Raw genomic sequence first — 17,829 nt, 5'->3', positions numbered from 1 at the left:
CTCCGGACGCCTCAGGCTCCGGTGATCAGCTTGCCGGCCTTGGACATCCACGAACCGGCATTCTCGCGCGGCTGAAGCCCGTTGCTCTGCAGGAGCTTGTAGGAATCCTTGTACCACGGGCTGTCAGGATAATTGGTGCCAAGCACGGCCGCGGCGGTCTGCGCTTCCGAGGTCAACCCCATCGCGTAGTAGGCTTCGGTGAGGCGTGCGAGCGCTTCCTCGACGTGGCGGGTGTTGGAATAGTTCTCCACCACGACACGGAAGCGCTTGACGGCGGCGATGTATTCGCGGCGCTCGAGATAATAGCGGCCGATCTGCATTTCCTTGCCGGCGAGCTGGTCGTTGGCGAAGCGGATCTTTACCTTGGCGTCCTCGACATACTCGGAATTCGGCCAGCGGGTCACCAGGTCCTGCATCGTCTGCAAGGTCTGGCGCGCTTCCTTCTGGTCCTGCGTCACGTCCTTGATCTGCCGGTAGTAGCTGAGGCCGATAATGTACTGGGCATAGGCCGCGTCATCGGTCGACGGATAGAGCGTGAGGTAGCGCTTGGCCGCGCTGATCGCGTCCGTATAGTTGCCCTGGCGGTAGTCGGCGAAGGCGCCCATCACCATCGATTTGCGGGCCCACTCCGAATAGGGATGCTGGCGGTCGACGGCGTCGAATTTCTTGCTCGCCTCCTGCAGGCGCCCGGCATTCAGATTGGCAAGGGCCTGATTGTAGAGAACGTCGGCTGGTTCGGTCTGGTCGACATAGGTCGAGAGATCGAGATCCTTCTTGCTGTCAGACATGCAGGCTGACAGCAGAAGCGATGGAACAACCACCGAAAGCGCCAGGAAAACGGCCTGTTGCGGCGCTTTCGATAGACCAACTCGCTTGAAGAACATGATTATATTCCGCCCTTTCGGCGTCATTTCAGCCATCGGCAGCAGCCATAAACCATAACCGCCTTACCCGGCAACGCTATCGATGGCCAATCGCACATTTTTGTGGCGCATCCGGGCTGCCGCCGCGCACATGCGATTTAGCTGGCCACTGATGCATTCCTGCAACATAAGTCAACGCTCATAAAACCCGAAAACCGTTAAAAGGCCGTATGATAGCTGGCCCGCGACGCGAACGGCATGCTTTGCAAAAGCTGGGCTCACTGCATCGCAACGATGCCCGGTCTCAAACAACAGTCGCAACGCGCTGCGTTTCCCTGGGTGCCGGGAATCAGATCATCCAGGGTGCGTAGAGCGGCGCGTTGACTGCGCTCATCTCGGCGGTGCGGCCACGCTCGTTACGGGTTGTCTCGACGATCTCGAAAGCCGAGCGATCCGACAAAAGCCGGCGCAGCGCCGCCGCATTCAGCCGGTGGCCGCCGCGATAGGAACGGAAGCAGCCAATGAACCGCGCGCCGGCCAGGGCCAGGTCGCCCATGGCGTCCAGTGTCTTGTGGCGCGCGAACTCGTTGGGATAGCGCAGTCCGCCCATGTTGATCACGCGGTTGTCGTCACCGATCACCAGCGAGTTCTCGAGCGAGGAGCCGAGCGCGTAGCCCGCCGCCCACAGCCGCTCCACATCCTTCATGAAACCGAACGTGCGGGCGCGCGCGATGTCGCGGCGGAAAATATCGGCATTGATGTCGGACGCAAACAGCTGGCGGCCGATCGCCGGGCTCTCAAAGTCGATCTCGATCTCGAAGCGCGTGCCGCCATACGGCCTGAACTCGGCCCACGAGGCGCCATTCTCGATTCGGACCGGCTTGAGCACGCGGATGTAGCGGCGCTTGACCGGCAGCGTGTCGATGCCCGCCTGGTCGATCGCGTCCACGAACATGATGGAACTTCCATCGAGAATAGGGACCTCACGGCCATCGATCTCGATCACGACATTGTCGATGCCAAGGCCGAAAACAGTGGCCATCAAGTGCTCGACCGTGGCGATATGCTCTCCCGAGGGATCGCCGAGCATGGTGCAGAGGTCGGTCGCGCCAACCTCGGAAACGAGCGCGCGAAACTCGCGACCCTGCCCGTTCCCGTTCGAAAGATGGAATATGACGCCGGTATCGGCATCGGCAGGCAGGAAATGCACGGTGACCGGGTTGCCGCTGTGAACGCCGGTGCCCGTCAGCGTCGCACGCGATTTTAGCGTCGTCTGATAGTCGTGCAAAACAATCCCCATAAGCCCTTAGTGCCTACGTCCGCTTCTCCAACCCCAAAGGCGCGGCTCTCAATCAATCGGCAGGCAGGGCCACTTCCCCGAGACTCCCAGCTAGCCAACTTGCGTCGGAGGCGAAGATAATGGTCGGGCGGAGAGACTCCAAATCACGGTTTCTTACTCTTTGTAACGGCTATCTGGAACATGTACGGGGTTGCAACCCCCTGTTTTGACATAGCTTTTAACGTTAACAGGCAAGCAATTCCTTGCTTGCCTGTTAACAATCATTACGAGCCCTTGGCGGATCAGTTGGCCTGACGGCGCAGGAAGGCCGGAATCTCCAGCTGATCGTCTTCCTGAGTCGCCCTGGGCTGCGGCGACAAGCGTCCCTGATCGTCCAGCTGGCCCCGGCGCGGCGCGTAAAGCTGCGCGTCCTGGCTGGAAAGACGGCGCACTTCCGGTGCCGCCTGGCGCAGCTTCGGCTCGCGCGGCTGCGCCGGCTGGAGCCGCGCCGGCTCCTCTTCACGGCGGGTCAGGCCGTTGGTCAGGCGCTTGAGCAGGCCCATCGGTCCGCTGTTTTCATGGTCGGCCGGACGGCTCTTGGCTTCCACCTCGGCCTTCACCACCGGGGGGAAATCCTCCACGCGCGGCATGCGCTGCGGCGCCATGGCAACCGGCTGCTGCACTTCGCGGTGCTGCGGCATTTCACGCATCTGCGGAGCGGGCTGCACCATCTGCTGCGTGACGGGCTGGACCATCGGTTGCGGCTGGGCGGGCGGAGCCTGGAAGATCTTGCTCTGCGGGCGGAAATCGTCCGCATGGGCAGCCGGTACGGGCCGGGCCTGCGCCATGGCAGCGGCATTCGCCTCGGCAAGCTGGATCGCCTCGGCGACCGGGTCGATGGCGCGCGGCTCATACATTGCCTGCTGGACAGGCGCCGGGCGGCTTTCCTGGGCGACGACCGGACGGCCAGCGGGCTTCTGCGGAGCCGTGCGGATCGAGATCGGGGCGGAGGCGATCTCGGCCGCCGTCTTGTCGATGCCGGTGGCGACCACGGAGACGCGGATGACGCCCTCCAGTTCCTCGTCGAAGGTGGCGCCAAGGATGATGTTGGCGTCCTGGTCGACTTCCTCGCGGATGCGGGTTGCCGCCTCGTCGACTTCGAACAGGGTCAGGTCGCGGCCGCCCGTGATCGAGATCAGCAGGCCCTTGGCGCCCTTCATCGAGGTCTCGTCGAGCAGCGGATTGGCGATCGCGGCTTCAGCCGCGGCCATCGCGCGGCCTTCACCCGAGGCCTCGCCCGTGCCCATCATCGCCTTGCCCATCTCGCGCATCACCGAACGAACGTCGGCGAAGTCGAGGTTGATCAGGCCTTCCTTGACCATCAGGTCGGTGATGCAGGCAACACCGGAATAGAGCACCTGGTCGGCCATGGCGAAGGCGTCGGCGAAGGTCGTCTTGTCATTGGCCAGCCGGAACAAGTTCTGGTTGGGGATGACGATCAGCGTATCGACGCATTTCTGCAGTTCCTCGATGCCCATGTCCGCGGTCTTCATGCGGCGCTGACCTTCGAAATGGAACGGCTTGGTGACGACGCCGACGGTCAGGATGCCCTTTTCACGGGCCGCGCGGGCCACGACCGGAGCCGCACCCGTGCCGGTACCGCCGCCCATACCGGCGGTAACGAAGCACATATGCGTGTTGGTTAGATGATCGAGAATCTCATCGATGCATTCCTCGGCGGCCGCCCGGCCGACTTCCGGCTGCGAACCCGCGCCGAGCCCCTCGGTCACGTGCGCGCCAAGCTGGATCAGCCGCTCGGCCTTGGACATGGTCAGCGCCTGCGCGTCGGTGTTGGCCACGACGAACTCGACGCCGCGCAAGCCCGCGGTGATCATGTTGTTGACGGCATTGCCGCCGCCGCCGCCGACACCGAACACGGTTATGCGCGGCTTCAGCTCGGTGATATCCGGCTTTTGCAGATTGATGGTCATTGTCTCCGTCCTTTGCCTTTCACGCCGCTTCGCCGCCGCGGCCGCCTATGGGGCTGTCCCCGTCAATTCAAAAACTGTCTCTCAACCACTGACTCATGCGATGCAGTTTTCCGCCCGTTCCAGTCATTCTGAGACCAGAAATTCCTTTCGCAGGATGGCTCTCGAAGCTCGCCATCTGCGGATAGATCAGAAGCCCGACCGGCGCCGAGAAAGCCGGCCCCTTGGCGGCCTCGGGCAGACCCGCCACGCCCAGCGGACGGCCGATGCGTACATTGCGGCCGAGAATGCGGCGCGCCGCCTCCGGCAGGCCGGCAAGCTGGCTGGCGCCGCCCGTCAGCACCACGCGCTTGCCCACCGCATTGCCGTAGCCGGACTTGTTGAGCCGATCGCGCAGCAGTTCCAGCGTCTCATCGATGCGCGCGCGGATGATGCGCGTCATCACCGAGCGCGGTATCTGCAAGGGGACGTCGCCTTCCTCGCCGATCGGCTGGATGGAGACCAGATCGCGGTCATCGGCGCTGCCGGGCAGTGCCGAACCATGCATCACCTTCAGCCTTTCGGCCGCGTCGAGCGAGGTCGAAAGGCCCTTGGCCATGTCCAGCGTCACGTGGTTACCGCCGATCGCGATGGCGTCGGCATGAACGAACTTGCCTTCGGAGAACACCGAGATCGTCGTGGTGCCGCCGCCCATGTCGATGCAGGCCGCGCCCATTTCGAGCTCGTCGTCGACTAGCGCGGCAAGCCCGCTGGCATAGGGCGTCGCCACCATGCGTTCGACCGAGAGGTGCGAACGGTTGATGCAGAGTTCCAGATTGCGCACGGGTGCCGCGTCGCCCGTCAGCACATGCATGTCGACACCGAGCTGTTCGCCGACCATGCCGCGTGGATCGCGCACGCCGCGCTCGGCATCCAGCGAGAAGCCGACCGGCAACGAATGGATCACCTCGCGCTCGCTCTTCAGCGCCTGCTTGGCGCCGGCGGCGAGAACGCGCTTGACGTCGGCTTCGTCGGCTTCATGGCCGCCAAGATTGATGGTGGCCGAAAAGGTTTCGCTCTTCAGCCGCCCGGCGGTCATGTTGACGATCAGCGAATCGACGGTCAGCCCCGCCATGCGCTCGGCGGCGTCGACGGCGAGGCGGATGGCATGCTCGGCACGGTCGAGATCGACAACGACGCCCGATTTCACGCCTTGCGATTTCTGGTGGCCGATGCCGATCACCTGGATCCGGTGCGAGCGGCCGCGCAACAGCTTGCCGTCATCGCGCGGCTTGAGCTTGGCCACCATGCAGCAGACCTTGTTCGAACCGACATCCAGCACCGTGAGGATGCCGGACCGGCGCGACGAGGAATCGCCTTGACCGCCAAGCCAGCTCATATCTTCGTCTCCGGCTTGCGCTTCGGGATCTTCGGTTTGTCGTTGAGCGCGGCTTCACGCTGCGTCGCCGCCTCCGGCGACAACTGGACAACGAGGCGATCGGTAAGACGCATGTCGACAGCGGCGATATCGCGCGACAGCAGCCCGTCCTTCTGGTCGAGCTTGACGAGTTCGGCGAGCGCCTGATCCTCTTCATCCTCGGGCAGCTTGACCGTGACGCCGTTGTCAAGCTTCAGATCCCAGCGCCGGTCGCCAATGCGGATGTAGCCTTTGACGCGCGCCGCGAGCTCCGGATATTTTTTCACCTTGGCCAGGAAATCTGGCGCCTGCGCCGGCGCGCCGGTGCCGACGAGCAGCGGCAGAAGCACCTGCTTGCCGCCGGAGAACGGCGCGATCACCGCGCCGGATCGCTCGATGACCGAAAGATCATTGCCCTGCTGCCAGAGCGCGAAAGGCTCACGCTCCTCGACACGCACTTCCAAAGTATGCGGATAGACCTTGCGCACGGCCGCGACCTCGATCCAGGGCAGCGTGGCGATACGCTCCCGCGCGGCCTCGGCATTGAAGCCGATCAGCGATGTCCAGCCGTCGAGCTGCAGCCTGTCCAGGATGTCGATTTCGGACGTCTGCTGGTTTCCAACCACCTTCACCTGATCGACGGCAAAGCCGGTTCGGGCGGTGATGTTCTGGACGACGCCGTCAATGTCTCCGCCAAGATAGGCGCCGTAGGTGGCGCTCGATCCCAGCAACACAACCGAGAGCATCGTCGCGGAGAAGGGCGGGGCCTTGAAATCCCCCTCACCCAGGCGCGCCAGAACGCGCACCGGCCGGCGAAGCATGCGCGGCAGGACGAAATGGTCAAACGACAGCGACAGACCGAACAGCGCCGGCCCGGCCGCGCCCTTCCTCTGACCCTGTCCCCATTTCAACGCAGACACGAAGCGTCCTCCACCATCCAACTCAACAACTCACCGAACGAGTGCCCCGCTTGCGCGGCTATTTCCGGCACCAAGGACGTCGGTGTCATACCCGGCTGGGTATTGACCTCGAGCCAGACAACCTCGCCGTTCTCGGAGTGACGATCGTCGTAACGGAAGTCCGACCGCGAAACGCCTCGACAGCCGATAGCTTGGTGAGCCTTGAGCGCCAGTGTTTGTATTTTTTGGTAAATATTCGGTGAAACTTTTGCGGGGCATTCGTGCTTTGAGCCGCCAGCCACATATTTTGAATCATAGTCGTAGAAGGTATGGCCCGTCGGAATGATCTCGCAGACGCCCAGCGCCACATCGCCCATCACCGCGCAGGTCAGTTCACGCCCATGCACGTAGCGCTCGACCATGACGGTATCGCCATACTTCCACTCGGATGAACCGATGACCTGCGGCGGATGCGACTGCCCCTCATGCACGATGACGACACCGAAGCTCGACCCTTCGCTGACCGGCTTGACCACATAGGGCGGCTTCATGGGATGCTTGTTCTGGATCGCGAAGCGATTGGCCACCTTCGATTCGGCAACCGGAATGCCGACAGACTTGGCGATCTTCTTGGCCTGCTCCTTGTTCATCGCCAGCGCCGAGGCAAGCACCCCGGAATGCGTATAAGGAATGCCGAGATATTCGATGATGCCCTGGATGGTGCCATCCTCGCCGAACGGTCCATGCAGCGCATTGAAGGCGACATCGGGCTTGAGCCCGGCAAGAACCGAACAGACGTCACGCCCGACATCGACGCGCGTGACCTGGTAGCCTTCCTGCTCGAGCGCATCGGCACAAGCCTTTCCCGAGGACAAGGACACGGGCCGCTCGGACGAAAAACCACCCAGCAGGACGGCCACATGCCTGTTTTTCATTCCCCGTCATCCCCTCTCACGGCGGACCAAAAACCAAGATTTTCCGCAACATTGAGTCCGAGTCTCCCGGCGGGTTGCCCCCCCCAGACGGAAAACGCGGGTAACGCGTCGAACGACTCAAATCAGGAAACGCTTTTCAGCAGAGAATCAGAGAGTCGATTCACTGGCAAGTGCTTACGATTCCGAGAGATTCACTTTCTGAGAAAATGGATGCGAAAACCGTGTCGTTGAGTCTTTACTGCAACGTTGCGGGACGGTTTCGGTCATGTTGAAGTTCATGCATCACATGAACTTCAACATGGCTCCCGGAGCATGATCCCGAAAGGTGGAATCCGGCTTTCGGAAATGATCAGGCTCAAACAAACAGTTCGAGCCCCAGCCCGATTACATCGGGATGGAACAGGCTCTAGAGAAGTTGTCCGAGGAACTCCTGGACGGCATGGTCCTTCCGGAAATTGCCGATGCGCTTGATCTCCCACTGCAGCCGAATTCCGGAATTTTCCAGCACGCGCGTGCGCACCGTTTCGCCGAGATATTCGAGGTCGTAACCGGTGGCGGTGCCGGTGTTGATCATGAAGTTGCAATGCATCGGCGACATCTGCGCGCCGCCGATCAGCAGACCGCGGCAGCCGGCCTTGTCGATTTCCTTCCAGGCCGAGGTGCCCTCGGGGTTCTTGAAGGTCGAGCCGCCGGTCTTCTCGCGGATCGGCTGTACCGTTTCGCGGTGGTTCTGGACGGCTTCCATCGCCGCCTTGATCGTGGCCTTGTCCTCGGCGAAGCCTTCGAACACGGCCGAGGTGAAGATCAGGCCGGCGGGCGCCGACGAATGGCGATAGGCGTAGCCCATCTCGGAATTGCCCAGCGTATGGACATTGCCCTTGCGATCCAGCGCCCTCACCTCGACGACGCGCTCGCGCGTCTCGACGCCATTGGCGCCGGCGTTCATCCGCAAGGCGCCGCCAATGGCGCCGGGGATGCCATGGTAGAAATGAAAGCCGCCAATGCCCGCCTCGTAGGCGACAGCCGCGACGCGCTTGTCGGGTGTCGCCGCTCCTGCCTTGATCGTGGTCGGGCCGATGACTTCGGCTTCGCCAAAGCCCTTCGCTGAAAGCCGGATCACAAAACCCGGAATGCCGCCGTCGCGAACCAGCAGGTTCGAGCCGATACCGACGATGGTCAGCGGTATTTCCTCGGGCACCGCTTTCAGGAAAGCGGCGAGATCGTCCTCGTCCGCCGGCTGGAAAAGCGCCTCGGCCAGCCCGCCGGCGCGGAACCACGTGATCTTGTCCATCTCGGCATTGGGCGTGACACGGCCGCGCAGGCCGGCAAGCCGGTCGCCAAGCTGGTCAATCAACGCCTGGCCACGCGTCATGAAGCCGTACCGCCGAGTTCCTTGGGCAGCGCATAGGCCCATTGGGTGATGTTGCCCGCGCCGAGGAAGACGACGAAATCGCCGGGCTTTGCGATATCGCGAATGATTGGCGCGATCGCGGCAGGGCTTTCTATGTAGCGCGCGTCACGATGGCCGCCGGCGCGGATGCGCGACACCAGCGCGTCCGATGTCACGCCCTCGATCGGCTCCTCGCCGGCCGCGTAGACCGGCGCCACCATGACGGTGTCGGCATCGTTGAAGCACACGGAAAACTCGTCGAACAGATCGTGCAAGCGCGTGAAGCGATGCGGCTGGGCGATGGCGATGACGCGGCCCTTGGTGGCGCTGCGAGCCGCCTTTAGCACCGCAGTGATCTCGACCGGATGGTGGCCGTAATCGTCGAAGACGTCGACGCCGTTCCATGAGCCCGTATGGGTGAAGCGGCGCTTGACCCCGGCGAAGGACGACAGGCCCCTCTTGATCGCCTCGGCGGAAAGGCCCAGTTCATGCGCGACCGCGATTGCAGCCGTCGCGTTGGAGACATTGTGGCGGCCAGGCATCGGCAACCGCAGGCCCGAAATCGTCGTTTCGCCGCGCGTCTTGCGGTCGCGGATCACCACGTCGAATTCCGAGGCCGGGCCATCCATGCGATGGTTGGTGAAGCGCACGTCGGCCTGTGCGTTCTCGCCATAGGTGATGACGCGCCGGTCCTCGATGCGCCCGACCAGCGCCTGCACTTCCGGATGATCGGTGCACATCACGCCAAAGCCGTAGAACGGCACATTCTCGACGAACTGGCGGAACGCCTCGCGCACCTTGTCGAAGCTGCCATAGTGGTCGAGATGTTCGGGATCGATGTTGGTGACAACGGCAATGTCGGCCGGCAATTTCAGGAAGGTGCCATCGCTCTCGTCGGCCTCGACCACCATCCACTCGCCATCGCCCATGCGGGCATTGGTGCCGTAGGCGTTGATGATGCCGCCATTGATGACCGTCGGGTCGAGACCGCCGGCTTCGAGCAGCGTCGCCACCATCGACGTGGTCGTCGTCTTGCCATGCGTGCCGCCTATCGCCACCGCCTGGCGGAAGCGCATCAGTTCGGCCAGCATTTCGGCGCGCCGCACGATCGGCAGGAGCTTTTCGCGCGCCGCCTTCAGCTCCGGGTTGGATTTCTTGATCGCGGTGGAGACCACCACCACCTCGGCATCGCCGAGATTGTCGGCGTGGTGGCCGACGAAGCATTCGATGCCCTTGTCGCGCAGCCGCTGTACATTGGCGCTGTCGGACTGGTCGGAGCCCTGCACCTTGTAGCCGAGATTGTGCAGCACCTCGGCGATGCCGCTCATGCCGATGCCGCCAATGCCGATGAAATGCACGAGGCCGATAGTCCGCGGCATCTTCATGCGTGCGTCCCCTTCCTGAATTCCGAAACAGATTTTCTGGACGCAATAGCCTCTGTCAGATCAGCGAGCAACCGTGCCGCGTCAGGCTTTCCGGCCGACTTTGCCGCCGCCGCCATTGTCGCCAGGCGCCCGGGGTTGTCCATCAACCCGCCAACGAGTGCCGCGATGCGCTGGGGCGTGAGCGTGGATTGCGGATGTACCTCGGCGCCGCCGGCCGCGGCAAGCGCGGCCGCATTGGCCGCCTGGTCATGGTCGAGCGCATGCGGATAAGGCACCAGCAGCGCCGGCCGGCCGATGACAGCGATCTCCGAGACTGTCGAGGCGCCGGAGCGAGACACGACCAGTTGCGCCGCCGCCATGCGCGCCGCCATGTCGGTGAAGAACGGCGACACCTGAACATCGACGCCAAGCGCGGCGTAGGCTTCCTTCACCCGCACCACGTCGTCGGCACGCGCCTGCTGCGTGATGCCAAGCCGCTTGCGTTGTGCCTCGGTGAGCATGGCGATCGCCGCCGGCACCGCGTCGGAGAAGAACTGCGCGCCCTGGCTGCCGCCGAACACGAGAAGCCGGAAAGGCTGATCGCTGGATGACGCATTGTAGGGTGTCATTGCCGCTTCCAGGACGGCGGGCCGGACAGGGTTGCCCGTTGTCACCGTCTTGGCGCCAGCGGCACTGGAATCCCGCGGCAGGAACCCGCCAGCTATGGCGTCGACGCGCCCGGCCAGCGCCCGGTTGGCGCGGCCCATCACCGCGTTCTGTTCATGGATGAGGGTCGGCACCTTGCGCCGCGTCGCCGCGTAGAGCGGCGGCAGGGTCGGATATCCGCCGAAGCCAACCACGGCGTCCGGCTTGATCCTGGCGATGATGGCGGATGCCTGGCGCACGCCGCGCCAGATCTTCCAGAGCGCCCGCAGCATGGCCACCGGATTCTTCGACCCCAGCGTGGCCGACTCGATCGGGTGAATGGCGGTCGCCGGGAAATGAACGGCAAAACGCTCGGCGCGCTCGTCGGTGGCGAGATGCACCGCCCAGCCGCGCGCGTTCAGTTCATGCGCAAGCGCCTCGGCCGGGAAAAGATGCCCGCCCGTCCCGCCTGCCGCCAGAAGGATCGTCCCCCGCGCCATGTTACTCCGCCGGCATGGCGCGCTGCGACAGGGCAAAGCCCATCTGCTTGCGCTTTTCCGGCCGCTTGCGCGTCAGCGCCAGCACCATGCCCATCGAGATCGCGATCGCGATCTGCGAGGAGCCGCCATAGGAGATGAACGGCAGCGTCATGCCCTTGGCGGGCACGAGCTGCAGGTTGACGCACATGTTGATGACGGCCTGCAGGCCGAAGACGGTGACAAGGCCGCCTACGGCATAGCGGGTGAAATCATCGTGTTCCTTGAGCGCCGTGTTGAGGCCGCGCAGCACGATGAAGGCGAAGATCGACATGATGAAGAAACACATGATCAGCCCGAATTCCTCGCCCGCGACGGAGAAGACGAAGTCGGCGTGGCTGTCGGGGATGACCCGCTTGACGGTGCCCTCGCCCGGTCCGACCCCGAACCAGCCGCCATTGATCAGCGCGTCGCGGCCCATGTCGACCTGGAACGTATCGCCCTCGCCGGTGAGGAACTTGTCGATGCGGAGCGCAACGTGCGGAAATACCGTATAGGCGGCGAACACACCGCCGACGCCCGCGGCACCCAGCGCGACGATCCATAGCCATGGCAGACCGGCCATGAAGAACATGATGCCCCAGGTGCCGGTCGTCAGCATGGTCTGGCCTAGGTCTGGTTGCGCGACAAGCAGCGACACGACCAGCACCAGCAGGAGCATGGCGAACAGATTGCCGGGAATATCAGGCTGGCGCTTGTGCTCGGCGAACAGCCAGGCGCACATGATGACGAAGGCCGGCTTCAGGAACTCCGAAGGCTGGATCGACAGGCCGGCGATCGAGACCCACCGCCGCGCGCCCTTGACCTCGACGCCGACATAGAGAACAGCCACCATCAGCACCAGCATGATGCACAGCATGATCAGCGACATGCGCCGGATCTGCCTGGATTCGAGGAAGGACACGGCCAGCATCACGCCGAGCGCCGGCACGGTGAAGATGATCTGCCTCGTGGCGAAGTGGAAACTGTCGAGGCCGATGCGTTCGGCCACGGCCGGGCTGGCGGCGAAGGACAGGACGATGCCCAGCCCCATCAGCGAAAGGAACGCTGCCAGGAACCAGCGATCGATCGTCCACCACCAGGTTGCAACCGGACTTTTGTCGAGACGGCTCTGCATTATCGTGCCCCTCCGATGGGTTTCACGCCCTCGATAGCATTCGCGGCTTGCCTGAAGGCTTCGCCGCGCACTTCGAAATTCTTGAACTGGTCGAAGCTGGCGCAAGCCGGCGACAACAACACCACCACCTCGCCGCCGCCATCCTTGGCCGCATCGTCCGCCGCATGCTCGACAGCGGCGGCCAGCGTGCCCGAGATTTCGTAGGGCACCGTCTCGCCCAGCGTCGCCGAGAAGGCAGGGGCGGCCTCACCGATCAGGTAGGCCTTGGCAATGCGCGGGAAGAAGCCACGCAAGGGCTCGATCCCGCCTTCCTTGGGCAAGCCGCCGGCAATCCAGTAGATGCGCGGAAAACTCGACAGCGCGGGTGCCGCCGCATCGGCGTTGGTGGCCTTGGAGTCGTTGACGAACAGCACGTGTTCCTTGCGCCCGACCTGCTCCATGCGATGCGCCAGCCCTGGGAAGCTTTCCAGTCCGGACTGGATTTCCCCCAGGTCCAGACCGACCTTCAGGCAGGCGGCCACGGCGGCCAGCGCGTTCTGCGCATTGTGCTGGCCACGCAGCGAGCCGATGCCTTCGAGAAAGGCGACGCGGCTGTAACGCCCATCGACCGCTTCCATCAGGTCGCTGCCGTCGGCGAAATAGCCATCGGTCAGCGGTAGCCGCTTTGAAATGCGGATGACGTGACGGCCTGCCCGCTCCAGGCGGTCGGCGATCTGGGCGCACCAGGAATCGTCGATGCCGATGATCGCCGTCTCGCTGCCTGCCACCAGCCACTCCTTTATCGAGGCGTAATGCTGCATGGTGCCGTGGCGGTCGAGATGGTCCGGCGTAAGGTTGAGCAGGATGCCCGCCGTCGGATTGATCGAAGGCGCGAGATCGACCTGGTAGGACGAGCATTCGACCACATAGTGCCGCGCAGGTTCGGGCGGATCGAGCGTCATCACCGCACGGCCGATATTGCCGCCCATCTGCGTGTCGCGCCCGGCGGCTTTCAGGATATGCGCGGTTAGCGCGGTGGTCGTCGACTTGCCGTTGGTGCCGGTGATGGCGATGAAGGGCGCCGTCGGCGCCTGCAAGGTCCGCTCGCGGCAGAAAAGCTCGATGTCGCCGATCACTTCGACGCCGGCGCCCTTTGCCAGTTCCACCGTCCAGTGGGGCTTCGGATGCGTCAGCGGCACGCCGGGCGACAGCACGAAGGCCGAGAATTTCGCCCAGTCGGCGCCGCGCAGGTCGCCGGTCGGTATGCCCACGGCGCCAGCCTTGGCGACGCTGTCGGGATTGTCGTCCCAGGCCAGAACATCCGCCCCGCCCGCGATCAGCGCGCGTGCGGTGGCGATCCCCGAGCCGCCAAGCCCGAAGAGCGAAACACGCTTGCCAGAAAAGGATGCGGCGGGGATCAAACGGTTGCCTATCTGAGCTTGAGGGTGGACAGGCCGACCAGCGCGAGGATGACGGCGATGATCCAGAAACGGATCACCACCTGGCTTTCGGTCCAGCCGAGCTTTTCGAAATGATGGTGGATCGGCGCCATCAGGAACACGCGCTTGCCGGTCATCTTGAAGTAACCGACCTGGATGATGACCGAGAGGATCTCGACGACGAACAGGCCACCGACAATGACCAGCACGATCTCATGCTTGGTCGCGACCGCGACGGTGCCGATCAGGCCGCCCATGGCAAGCGAACCGGTATCGCCCATGAAGATCGCCGCCGGCGGCGCGTTGAACCACAGGAAGCCGAGGCCGGCGCCGATCACCGCGCCTAGCACGACAGCCAGTTCACCGGTGCCCGGCACGAAATGGATCTGCAGATATTCGGCGAACACCGCATTGCCGGAGAGATAGGCGATGACGCCGAAGGATGCGGCGGCGATCATGATCGGCACGATCGCCAGGCCGTCGAGACCGTCGGTCAGGTTCACCGCATTGCCGGCGCCGACGATGACGAAGCACGAGAACGGGATGAAGAACCAGCCGAGATTGATCAGGAATTCCTTGGCGAAGGGGAAGGTCAGCGATGATGAAAACGGCGCCTGGCCATTGTGCATGATCACCCAGGCGGCGATGCCGGCGATGACGAATTCGAGCCCGAGCCGCGCCTTGCCGGAAAAACCGAGATGCGATTGCTTGGTCACCTTCAGATAGTCGTCGTAGAAGCCGATAGAACCAAAGCCGATGGTGACCAGCAGCACCACCCACACATAGATGCTCGACAGGTTCGCCCACAGCAGCGACGAGCCGATGATGCCTGACAGGATCATCAGCCCGCCCATGGTCGGCGTGCCCGCTTTCTTGAAATGCGTCTGCGGTCCGTCGGCGCGGATCGGCTGGCCCTTGCCTTGCCTGAGCCGCAGCGAATTGATGATGGTTGGTCCGAAGATGAAGACGATCAGCGCCGACGTGATCAGCGCTCCGCCCGTGCGGAACGTGATGTAGCGGAAGACATTGAAGACCGAGATCTTGTCCGCAAAATCGACGAGCAATGTGAACATGCGATATTCGTCCCCCGGACTGACCTAGGTCTGTTTGTTCGTTGTCGATTCCGCCGGAAACTTGTTCAGCAGCGCATCGACCAGTTTTGCGAAACCGATACCCTTGGACGACTTGACCATGACCACGTCGCCGGGCTTCAGCGCCGACAGGAGCACCGGCTTCAGATCCTCGGCGCCGGCACGATATTCCGTGTGGATCTCCGCCGGCAGCATCTCGGCCAGGGCCCGCATTTCGGGACCGCCGAGAAACACCGTGCGCGTCTCCGTCCCCACGATGAGTTCGGCAAGGGCGGCATGCAGCTTCGCCGAATGCTCGCCGAGCTCCAGCATGTCGCCGAGCACCGCGATGCGGCGCCCCTCGCCCGAAACCGGCGTCGCATTGAGCAGCGCCATGGCCGCCGCCATCGACGCCGGGTTGGCGTTGTAGCTTTCGTCGATCAGCGTGATCGGCCCTTGCGGGTGCATCAGCACATGGCGTTTGCCGCGCCCTCGCTCGGCCGACAGATCGGCCAGCGCCGCCGCTACCTTGGTCATGTCGGCGCCGACCAGATGCGCGGCTCCCAGAACCGCCAGCACATTCTGCACCATGTGGCGGCCCGGCGCGCCGACACGCGCGGTGATGTCCTGTCCGCCGATCCTGGCGGTGATCATCGAATGATCCGCATAGAGGTCGAATTTCAGCAGCTTGAAGGTCGAACGCGCGTTTTCGCCAAAGCCATAGACATGTTCGACGCCCGCGGCATGCGCCATCTTGTCGAGAAGTTTCCAGCGCGAATCGTCGCGATTGAGGAGCGCGGCGCCGTCGGGTTCCAGCCCTTCGAAAATCTCGGCCTTGGCCTTGGCGATCTCGTCGAGATTGCGGAAGAAGCCGAGATGCGCCGCCGCGATCATCGTGATGATGGCGACGTGCGGGCGGACCATCTTGACCAGCGGGCGGATTTCGTCGGGGTGGTTCATGCCGATCTCGAAGACGGCATAGTCGCAATCGTCGGGCATGCGCGCCAGCGTCAGCGGCACGCCCCAGTGGTTGTTGAACGACTGCGCCGACGCATGCACATTGCCAACCGGCGACAGCACATGACGCAGCGCTTCCTTGGTCGTTGTCTTGCCCGCCGAACCGGTCACGGCAATGATCCTTGCCCGAGAGCGGGCACGAGCCGCGACGCCGAGCTTCTCCAGCGCCGCCAGCACATCGTCCACAACGATCATCGGCGCGGTCAGCCGGCCGAGCGACGGCAACTTTCCCTCGGCCACCACCAGCACTCCGGCGCCGGCCTTGATGGCGGCGGTGGCGAAATCATGGCCATCCATCGCCTCGCCCTTGATGGCGAAGAAGGCATCTCCCGGCTGCAGGCTGCGACTGTCGATGGAAATGCCGGTGATGCCCTCGGGCATGGAACCGATCGGCCGCCCGTCCATGGCGGCAACCAGCGTTTCGGAGGTCCAGAGCAAACTCATGCGGCGCGCTCGCGCAGCGCCGAGCGGACTTCCTCGTGATCGGAGAAGTGCAGCGTCTCGGTGCCGACGGTCTGGCCTTCCTCATGGCCCTTGCCGGCCACGATTAGCGTATCGCCGGCATGCAGCATCGCCACCGCCTGGTGGATGGCCTCGCGCCTGTCGCCGATCTCTATGGCTCCCTGGGCCGCCGCCAGGATCGCCGCGCGGATCGTTGCAGGCACTTCGGAACGCGGATTGTCGTCGGTGACGATCACGACATCGGCGAGCCGCGTGGCGATCTCGCCCATGATCGGCCGCTTGCCACGGTCACGATCGCCACCACAGCCGAACACGACAATGACGCGGCCTGTGGTAAACGGGCGAACCGAAGCCAGCACATTTTCCAGCGCATCGGGCTTGTGGGCGTAATCGACATAGACCGGTGCGCCGCTGGGCGTGGTGCCGACAAGGTCGAGCCTGCCCGGAGCCCCCTTCAGTTTCTCCAGGGCCATCAATGCCTTGGCGGCGGGCGTTCCCGTGGCAATGGCAAGCCCCGCGGAAACCAGCGCGTTCGATATCTGGAAATCGCCCGCCAACGGCAGATCGATCTCATGGATCACCCCGCCAGCCTCGACCTCGGCGCGCTGGCGGTGGCGCTCGTGCTCCACCCGCTTCAGCTTGAGGAATTCGCCATGCCGGCCAACGGTCAGGACTTCGAGCCCTGCCGCCCGCGCCGCCTTTATCGTCGGCTCTGACCACGGATCGTCAGCGAAGATCACGGCCGGCGCGCCCTTGGGCAGCAACGTATCGAACAGGCGCAGCTTGGCGCGGTGATAGTCCTCGACCGTGGGATGGTAATCCATATGGTCGCGGCCGAGATTGGTGAAGCCGCCGGCGGCAAGCTTCACTCCGTCGAGGCGCCGCTGGTCGAGCCCGTGGCTGGAGGCCTCCATCGAAGCGTGGGTGACGCCGGCGTCGGCCAACTCCCTCAGCAACTGATGCAACGCCACCGGGTCGGGCGTCGTCAGCGAGCCATATTCGTTGCGGTCGGGCGCGACGACGCCGGTCGTGCCGATCGAGGCTGCGGCATAGCCCGCCTGCTCCCATATCTGCCTTGTGAAGGCGGCGACCGATGTCTTGCCGCTGGTTCCGGTCACCGCGACCATGGTTTGCGGCTGCCCGCCGAAGTAGCGCGCGGCGCTGAGGGCAAGCGCCAGTCGGGGATCGTCGACGCTCAGGACCGGAACCGATGGCACGGCAACGGCGCTGCCCTTGCCCGTTACGATGGCCGCGGCCCCACGCCCGGCCGCGTCGGCGGCATAGGCAGCGCCATCGGCCTTGGTCCCCGCGAGCGCAAAAAAGACAACGCCCGGTTTCACCTGGCGTGAATCCGACGAAATCCCAGTAATCTCCGTATCGACGGAAGCTGTTCCCTCGACAGGCAGGATACCGGCTAGATCTTTCAGCTTCATCGAAATCCGTCACCGCA

At 63.9% G+C, this 17,829-nt stretch carries 14 protein-coding genes; all 14 read right to left on the bottom strand.

The features are described 5' to 3' along the window. Nucleotides 1-11 precede the first annotated feature (11 nt). Entirely contained in the window at nt 12-884 is an 873-nt protein-coding gene (locus ACO07C_RS00875; protein WP_421912350.1) for an outer membrane protein assembly factor BamD, read from the bottom strand. A 328-nt stretch (nt 885-1,212) separates the two neighbouring features. Further along, entirely contained in the window at nt 1,213-2,163 is a 951-nt protein-coding gene (gene lpxC / locus ACO07C_RS00870; RefSeq protein ID WP_421912349.1) for a UDP-3-O-acyl-N-acetylglucosamine deacetylase, read from the bottom strand. A 281-nt stretch (nt 2,164-2,444) separates the two neighbouring features. After that, nucleotides 2,445-4,133, bottom strand: a complete 1,689-nt coding sequence (ftsZ, locus tag ACO07C_RS00865; protein WP_421912348.1) for a cell division protein FtsZ — start codon at nt 4,131-4,133, stop codon at nt 2,445-2,447. A gap of 67 nt (nt 4,134-4,200) precedes the next feature. Then, entirely contained in the window at nt 4,201-5,508 is a 1,308-nt protein-coding gene (ftsA, locus tag ACO07C_RS00860; protein WP_421912347.1) for a cell division protein FtsA, read from the bottom strand. Then, the gene (locus ACO07C_RS00855; RefSeq protein WP_421912346.1) at nt 5,505-6,446 is read right to left on the bottom strand and encodes a cell division protein FtsQ/DivIB; all 942 of its coding nucleotides are present in this window, start codon (nt 6,444-6,446) and stop codon (nt 5,505-5,507) included. Before ACO07C_RS00855 ends, ftsA begins: the two co-directional genes overlap by 4 nt. Next, the gene (locus ACO07C_RS00850; RefSeq protein WP_421912345.1) at nt 6,434-7,360 is read right to left on the bottom strand and encodes a D-alanine--D-alanine ligase; all 927 of its coding nucleotides are present in this window, start codon (nt 7,358-7,360) and stop codon (nt 6,434-6,436) included. The genes ACO07C_RS00855 and ACO07C_RS00850 overlap by 13 nt, the downstream gene beginning before the upstream one ends. A 406-nt stretch (nt 7,361-7,766) precedes the next feature. Beyond that, on the bottom strand, nt 7,767-8,732 hold the full coding sequence (gene murB / locus ACO07C_RS00845) for a UDP-N-acetylmuramate dehydrogenase (protein ID WP_421912344.1): 966 nt from the start codon (nt 8,730-8,732) through the stop codon (nt 7,767-7,769). Further along, nucleotides 8,729-10,135, bottom strand: coding sequence for a UDP-N-acetylmuramate--L-alanine ligase (murC, locus tag ACO07C_RS00840; protein ID WP_421912343.1), 1,407 nt, complete (start codon nt 10,133-10,135; stop codon nt 8,729-8,731). Before murC ends, murB begins: the two co-directional genes overlap by 4 nt. Further along, nucleotides 10,132-11,259, bottom strand: coding sequence for an undecaprenyldiphospho-muramoylpentapeptide beta-N-acetylglucosaminyltransferase (gene murG, locus ACO07C_RS00835; protein ID WP_421912342.1), 1,128 nt, complete (start codon nt 11,257-11,259; stop codon nt 10,132-10,134). Before murG ends, murC begins: the two co-directional genes overlap by 4 nt. A gap of 1 nt (nt 11,260) precedes the next feature. After that, entirely contained in the window at nt 11,261-12,412 is a 1,152-nt protein-coding gene (ftsW, locus tag ACO07C_RS00830; RefSeq protein WP_421912341.1) for a putative lipid II flippase FtsW, read from the bottom strand. Then, on the bottom strand, nt 12,412-13,812 hold the full coding sequence (gene murD / locus ACO07C_RS00825; RefSeq protein ID WP_421912340.1) for a UDP-N-acetylmuramoyl-L-alanine--D-glutamate ligase: 1,401 nt from the start codon (nt 13,810-13,812) through the stop codon (nt 12,412-12,414). Before murD ends, ftsW begins: the two co-directional genes overlap by 1 nt. A gap of 8 nt (nt 13,813-13,820) precedes the next feature. Further along, nucleotides 13,821-14,903 (bottom strand): phospho-N-acetylmuramoyl-pentapeptide-transferase, encoded by a 1,083-nt coding sequence (gene mraY, locus ACO07C_RS00820; RefSeq protein ID WP_421912339.1) that lies wholly within the window; start codon nt 14,901-14,903, stop codon nt 13,821-13,823. A gap of 24 nt (nt 14,904-14,927) precedes the next feature. Further along, a complete protein-coding gene (locus ACO07C_RS00815) occupies nt 14,928-16,361 on the bottom strand; it encodes a UDP-N-acetylmuramoylalanyl-D-glutamyl-2,6-diaminopimelate--D-alanyl-D-alanine ligase (protein ID WP_421912338.1) in 1,434 nt (477 codons plus the stop codon). Further along, complete coding sequence (locus ACO07C_RS00810) at nt 16,358-17,812, bottom strand: UDP-N-acetylmuramoyl-L-alanyl-D-glutamate--2,6-diaminopimelate ligase (protein WP_421912337.1); 1,455 nt, start codon at nt 17,810-17,812, stop codon at nt 16,358-16,360. Before ACO07C_RS00810 ends, ACO07C_RS00815 begins: the two co-directional genes overlap by 4 nt. Nucleotides 17,813-17,829: the final 17 nt, after the last annotated feature.

The organism is Mesorhizobium sp. (assembly GCF_965229135.1).
Lineage (GTDB): Bacteria > Pseudomonadota > Alphaproteobacteria > Rhizobiales > Rhizobiaceae > Mesorhizobium.
The sequence above is the reverse complement of the archived record's forward strand: the minus strand, read 5'-3'. Positions and strand labels throughout refer to the sequence as shown.

Bases quoted from the DNA above. Each gene is read 5' to 3' on its own strand.
- ACO07C_RS00875 (WP_421912350.1), bottom strand. From the start codon at position 884: ATGTTCTTCAAGCGAGTTGGTCTATCGAAAGCGCCGCAACAGGCCGTT.
- lpxC (WP_421912349.1), bottom strand. From the start codon at position 2,163: ATGGGGATTGTTTTGCACGACTATCAGACGACGCTAAAATCGCGTGCG.
- ftsZ (WP_421912348.1), bottom strand. From the start codon at position 4,133: ATGACCATCAATCTGCAAAAGCCGGATATCACCGAGCTGAAGCCGCGC.
- ftsA (WP_421912347.1), bottom strand. From the start codon at position 5,508: ATGAGCTGGCTTGGCGGTCAAGGCGATTCCTCGTCGCGCCGGTCCGGC.
- ACO07C_RS00850 (WP_421912345.1), bottom strand. From the start codon at position 7,360: ATGAAAAACAGGCATGTGGCCGTCCTGCTGGGTGGTTTTTCGTCCGAG.
- murB (WP_421912344.1), bottom strand. From the start codon at position 8,732: ATGACGCGTGGCCAGGCGTTGATTGACCAGCTTGGCGACCGGCTTGCC.
- murC (WP_421912343.1), bottom strand. From the start codon at position 10,135: ATGAAGATGCCGCGGACTATCGGCCTCGTGCATTTCATCGGCATTGGC.
- murG (WP_421912342.1), bottom strand. From the start codon at position 11,259: ATGGCGCGGGGGACGATCCTTCTGGCGGCAGGCGGGACGGGCGGGCAT.
- ftsW (WP_421912341.1), bottom strand. From the start codon at position 12,412: ATGCAGAGCCGTCTCGACAAAAGTCCGGTTGCAACCTGGTGGTGGACG.
- mraY (WP_421912339.1), bottom strand. From the start codon at position 14,903: ATGTTCACATTGCTCGTCGATTTTGCGGACAAGATCTCGGTCTTCAAT.
- ACO07C_RS00815 (WP_421912338.1), bottom strand. From the start codon at position 16,361: ATGAGTTTGCTCTGGACCTCCGAAACGCTGGTTGCCGCCATGGACGGG.
- ACO07C_RS00810 (WP_421912337.1), bottom strand. From the start codon at position 17,812: ATGAAGCTGAAAGATCTAGCCGGTATCCTGCCTGTCGAGGGAACAGCT.